Origin of the sequence: Fulvimarina endophytica (genome assembly GCF_003403015.1) — a bacterium.
Taxonomy (GTDB): domain Bacteria; phylum Pseudomonadota; class Alphaproteobacteria; order Rhizobiales; family Rhizobiaceae; genus Fulvimarina; species Fulvimarina endophytica.
The window spans coordinates 1-5,393 of sequence record NZ_QURL01000019.1 but is presented as its reverse complement, the minus strand read 5'-3'; the positions used below and the strand labels follow the sequence as shown (position 1 = coordinate 5,393).

General features: G+C 58.5%; 3 protein-coding genes and 1 pseudogene. 2 read left to right on the top strand and 2 right to left on the bottom strand.

What is annotated here, in order from left to right; translation table 11 throughout:
* A partial coding sequence (locus DYI37_RS19605) for a methyl-accepting chemotaxis protein (protein WP_147307966.1) occupies positions 1-1,460 on the bottom strand: 1,460 nt, incomplete at its 3' end.
* Positions 1,461-1,644: 184 nt separating this feature from the next.
* Between DYI37_RS19605 and DYI37_RS19600 the strand changes: the two are divergent.
* Positions 1,645-2,773 (top strand): annotated as a pseudogene (locus DYI37_RS19600) (IS3 family transposase).
* A gap of 50 nt (positions 2,774-2,823) precedes the next feature.
* Positions 2,824-3,135 carry a response regulator gene (locus DYI37_RS19595; RefSeq protein ID WP_425365066.1) on the top strand — a complete coding sequence of 104 codons (312 nt, stop codon included), beginning with the start codon at positions 2,824-2,826 and terminating at the stop codon, positions 3,133-3,135.
* A gap of 256 nt (positions 3,136-3,391) precedes the next feature.
* On the opposite strand, the gene DYI37_RS19590 is transcribed toward DYI37_RS19595, so the two are convergent.
* Positions 3,392-5,056 (bottom strand): methyl-accepting chemotaxis protein, encoded by a 1,665-nt coding sequence (locus DYI37_RS19590; protein ID WP_158555240.1) that lies wholly within the window; start codon positions 5,054-5,056, stop codon positions 3,392-3,394.
* Between the last annotated feature and the right edge of the window lie 337 nt (positions 5,057-5,393).

The window sequence follows — 5,393 nt, the reverse complement described above, 5'->3', positions numbered from 1 at the left end:
TCCTTGGCAGCTTCGGCCGAGCGCTGGGCGAGGCCGCGCACTTCCTGGGCGACCACCGCGAAGCCCTTGCCGGCTTCGCCCGCCCGCGCCGCCTCGACGCCGGCGTTCAGCGCCAGAAGATTGGTCTGGAAGGCGATCTCGTCGATGACCGAGATGATCGAGGAAATCTGCTTGGAGGACGTCTCGATCTCGTTCATCGCCTGGACGGCCTGCTTGACCACCTCGCCGCCCTGGGCGGCCTTGTGGCGGGCCGCGCTCGCAACCTTGCGGGCGTCGTCGGCGCCGTTGGCGGTCTCGTTCACCGCGCCCGTCACCTCGCCGAGGGCGGCGACGGTCTCTTCGAGATTGGCCGCCTGGACCTCCGTTCGCTGGGACAGGTCGTTGGTCGCCGTAACCATTTCGGAGATGCCGTCATGGGTGGAGCGCACGAGCCCGATCACGTTGGAGAAGGCGCCTTCCAGGTTTGCGACCGATTCGTTGAAGAGCGCGCGAAGGCCCTCGTAGTCCTGGGAGAAGGGCTTGTTGAGCCGCGCCGTCAGGTCGCCCTTGGCAAGGCGACCGAAGCCGGCCTCGACCTCGCTCATGAAGAACTCGTGCGCCCGGACATATCCGGCCGCCTCTTCGTCCTGGCGCTGACGGTCGTCTTCCTTCTGGCGCTCCTCGGCGATGTTCGCCGCCTTCAGCTGCTGCTGTTCTGCTACCGCACCGCGCAGGTCTGCGACGGCCCTTGCGATGGCGCCGATCTCGTCGCCACGGTCCGTATGGGGAACGGTCTCGTCGATGCGGCCGCGCGCGACATTGGTGATCGTCTCTTTCAGGGCTGCGAGCGGGTTGACCATGCGGCGGGCCATGAAGAAGGCGCCGGCGCCGACGAGGAGGAGGGTGAGGCCGGAGACGAAGAGCAGAGAGGTGTGCAGAGCTGAAAGGTTGGACATCACGTCCGCTTCGGGAATGCCCACATAGAGAACGCCAATTGTCTCGCCGGCCATCGTCTTAATCGGATCATATGCGGTGAAGTAGGGGGTGCCGAGAATATCGGCATGGCCACGATAGGGAACGCCCGAACCGAGCACTGCATCGTAGACCGGACCCTGAGCGAGCTTGGTTCCAGTTGCACGGGTGCCGTCGACGTTCGTCACATTGGTCGCGACGCGCGTGTCGCCCATGAACACGGTGGCGGTGCCGCCGACGAGTTCCTTTATCTTGTCGACTGCGACTGTAAAGTCGTTGAGCGGCTGGAGACCAGCGTAGATCTGTCCGTCCGCGAGCCGGTAGCTATTGCCATATCCGCTGAGAACCTCCCAGGCGACCCGCATATTGGCTTCTTGACGCTCACTCGCGCGGCGCTGCCCGTCCTGTTCGATCGCGATGTAACTCGCGATGGAAAGGAACAAGGTCAAAAGGGCGAGCGACCCAACGACCATCATGGAGATCTTCGTGGAGAGGGAGAGATTTCTCATCTGCGAAACGTCCAGTTGCGGCTGTTGGCGAGTAAGTGCCAGTAGGAGAAGACTCTCCGGTCGGTTTCCCGAATGTAAGGGCAGTTGTGTAAAGGCCGCGTTAGCGTGAGGTTTGCGCGGGGCTATGAATAGCCCCTAGATTTGTGGACGCCTTCTTCCCTAATTTTTAGGCAAGGAGGCCCTGATGCGGTCTGGCAATTTCACTGATGAGTTCAAGCGTTACGCGGTCGCGCAGATCACCGAGCGGGGCTATCCCGTTGCAGAGGTTTCAAAGCGGCTCGGGATCAGTCAGCATTCACTTTATGCGTGGCGCAGAAAGTTCTCGAAGCCGTCCGCCTCGACAGATGACGATGAGTCAGCCGAGATCCGACGCCTGAGGAAGGAACTGGTGCGCGTTACCGAGGAGCGCGACATCCTAAAAAAGCCACCGCGTATTTCGCCAAGGATGCAAGATGAGATACGCGTTCGTTGCCCAGCATCGCCAGCAGTTCAAGGTGCGGGCGATATGTCGCTGAATGCGCATCCGACTCAGCGGCTTCTATGCCTGGCTGAAGAACCCGTTGAGCAAGCGGGCTCGAGAGGACGCACGTCAGACGGAGCTTCTCAACAAGGTCTGGAAGGAGAGCGGCAGGATGTATGGCTATCGCAAGCTGCACGACGACCTTCTCGATCAGGGAGAGAGCAGTTGTGCCAACCGCATTGCTCGTCTCGCCAGGATGGCCGGGATCAAGGCGCAGATCGGCTACAAGCGTCGGCCCGGATCCTATGGTGGCAAGCCGTCAGTCTTGGTCGACAACACCCTTGCCAGGCAATTCGATGCCGATGCGTCAGACAGGGCGTGGGTAACAGATATCACCTACATCAGAACCCAGGAGGGCTTTGCCTATCTGGCCGTGGTGATCGACCTGTTCTCGCGCCGCGTGATCGGCTGGTCGCTGCAGAGCCGGCAGACTACTGATGTCGTGCTGCAGGCTTTGCTCATGGCGGTGTGGCGTCGAAAGCCGAAGAGCAAGGTCTTGGTTCATTCCGATTAAGGCTCGCAATTCACCAGCATGGACTGGGCGGCGTTCCTGAAGCACCACAATCTTGAGCACTCGATAAGCCGTCGTGGAAACTGCCACGACAACGCTGTGGCAGAGAGCTTCTTCAATCTCCTCAAGCGCGAGCGGATACGGCGAAGGACCTACCGAGCACGCGAGGAGGCCAGGCAGGACGTGTTCGACTACATCGAGATGTTCTACAACCCGAAGCGCAAGCACGTCAGGAACGGGATGCTGTCACCCGTAGAGTTCGAACGGCAGCAGGAAATGTAACCCGAGGGTGTCCACGAAACTCGGGGCTATTCACAATCCTGCGGATGTCGGTGGTCGATCTTGTTGAGGATGCTGGGTTCGAAGCAGTGGAAGCCGCCGACGCTATCCAAGCTTTAGAAATACTGGAAACTCGCCTCGACATCCGGATCGTGTTCTCGGATATTGATATGCCCTGCGGCATGGATGGGATGAAGCTTGCCGCCGCGATCCAGGACCGCTGGCCGCCCATTCAGATTATACTGACATCAGGCTATCTTGCGCCTGATAAGGTGCGGATGCCTCCTCGCAGCGTCTTTTTTAAAGCCCTACATCGCGGAGAAGATCGTCGAGACGTTGCAACGTATGGCATCGTGAGTGCGTAATTCACGCCTCTGCCAAAACAGAGAACTCAGGCCACTGGAATTGTTTCTTCACAATTTTCATCGCCTCGCGCTGCCTCATCGTGGCATGAGGGTCCGAAATCAATCGCGAACCCAGTAGCAGTTTATCGACATTTGGGACGGAAAGCCGTTCGTTTACTCTCAGGCATTCTGTGGAACGCGACAGGATTGGATGTGGACCCACCGACGCATCTTCGTAAAATTCACCGCATACATGAAGGCCGCACCGTATTACCGATCATAAGGCCTTAGGCAAGCATTTTTTCAGATCAACAACCTGCGAACCAAGTCGGCGATCTCCGGCTCGATTCACGGCATCGACCTCGACTGTGAATTTCGCCAATAAGTCGCTGAGGCCGCGCGTTTCGCCGGACAGTTCGTTGCAGGCCGCTGTTGTTTCTTCGACCATGGCGGCGTTACGCTGGATACCCTTCTCGAGCGTGCCGACAGCGAGGTTGACCTCTTGAAGATTGGTCGCCTGAGATCGGGCCGTTTCTACGATCGACACGAAGCGCCCGTTTGCCTCCGCTACTTTATCAGCGATGCGCTGCAAAGCGTTTCCAGCTAGGTCCACCAGTTCCACGCCTTCTCGCACATGCGTTCTTGAAGCCGAGATCAGAGACTTGATCTCTTTTGCCGCTTCTGCTGAGCGCTGCGCAAGACCGCGAACCTCCTGCGCCACGACAGCAAATCCACGACCCGAATCGCCAGCGCGCGCCGCCTCGACGCCAGCATTCAATGCGAGCAGATTGGTCTGAAAGGCAATCTCATCGATGACGCCGATAATCTTGCCGATTTCGTCCGACGAGGTTTCGATCCGCCCCATCGCTTCCACGGCTTTGGACACGACCTGCCTCGAGACTTCGGCCTCCTGCTTCGTAGCCGCGACCAACTCGCCTGCCGCTTGAGCTTGCAGACTGGACTGCTGAACATTGTGGGTAAGGTCCGAAAGAGCCGCTGACGTCTGTTCGATGGCAGCAGCCTGTTGCTCACTCCGACGCGCAAGATCATTGGCGGCAGCGCTGATCTGCTCGCTGTCGCCCTCAATCAGATTAGCGCTGCTGCGCACCGTCCTCATAGCGTCGGCTAATGCGTCGATGGATCGGTTTAGGTCGTTTCGCACCGGATCGAGGGCAGGTATGAACGGTTCGACGATTTTGCTTGTGAGATCGCCGTCGGCCAGTTGACTTAGAGCCCGACCAAGGCGGCGAACGGCCGTCACGCGCTCCGTCACGTCTGTGGCGAATTTGACCACTTTGGCGACGCGACCGTCGAAGCTAAAGACCGGATTGTACGAGGCCTGGATGTACACCTCCCGTCCCCCTTTACCGATCCGCAGGAACTCATCCGCGACGAACTTCCCGGATTGGAGCCTCTCCCAAAACGACGCGTAGGCTGGCGTTTCAGCATAGGTCGGATCAACGAACATCCGATGGTGTCGGCCGACAATCTCGTCCAACTGGTACCCGAGCGCTTTGAGAAAGTTCGCATTCGCAGTAAGGATGGTCCCGCCGACCGTGAACTCGATCGTGGCTTGCGAGAGTTCGATGGCGTTGGTCTTTGCTCCGTTCTCAAGCTGGGCCTGTTTGGTCGCTGTGATGTCGTTGGCGAACTTGACGATCTCCGTGACGCGGCCGCGACGATCGAGGATGGGGTTGTAGTTGCCGCGAATGAACACCTCGCGGCCACCTTTGGCGAAGCGGCGAAACTCTTCGCAAACAAATTTGCCGTTGCGCAGCCCTTCCCAGAACGACGCGTAGTCATGTGAAGCGGCGTATTGCGGGTCGAGGAAGATTTGATGCTTCTGACCAATGATCTCGTTCGGCGCGTAGCCCATCAGATCGCAGAAATTGTTGTTCGCGCTCAGGACGGCCCCATTAAGATCAAACCTGATGATTGCCATTGAGAGGTCGAGCGCCGATAGGACTCGGTCGGACCCAGCTGACAGAAAGCGCATTATCAGAAATCGTCCGTATTAGAGAATTATTGGCGGCAGAGGCCGTAACCCAGTATTCCAGATCAAGATGATCAGAAGCTTAACTGGAAGAAGGTATTGGCTTGCCAGCGTTTCGTCTTGGCCTGCCCCTACTTGGTGGTCCAGGGTGAATCTTAGGGGCGTGTCGCAACTTCGAGCGAAGGGCGCGGAGCCATTGTCTCACTTAGATGCTTCAGACTTTATTAACTTTTTGAAGTCCGAAGATCTGCGCGACGAGATCATTCTGGCTGTGAACCGTCCATTC

What these genes read in the sequence shown, in the direction of transcription:
- DYI37_RS19590 (WP_158555240.1), bottom strand. Translation starts at nt 5,056, where the DNA reads ATGGCAATCATCAGGTTTGATCTTAATGGGGCCGTCCTGAGCGCGAAC.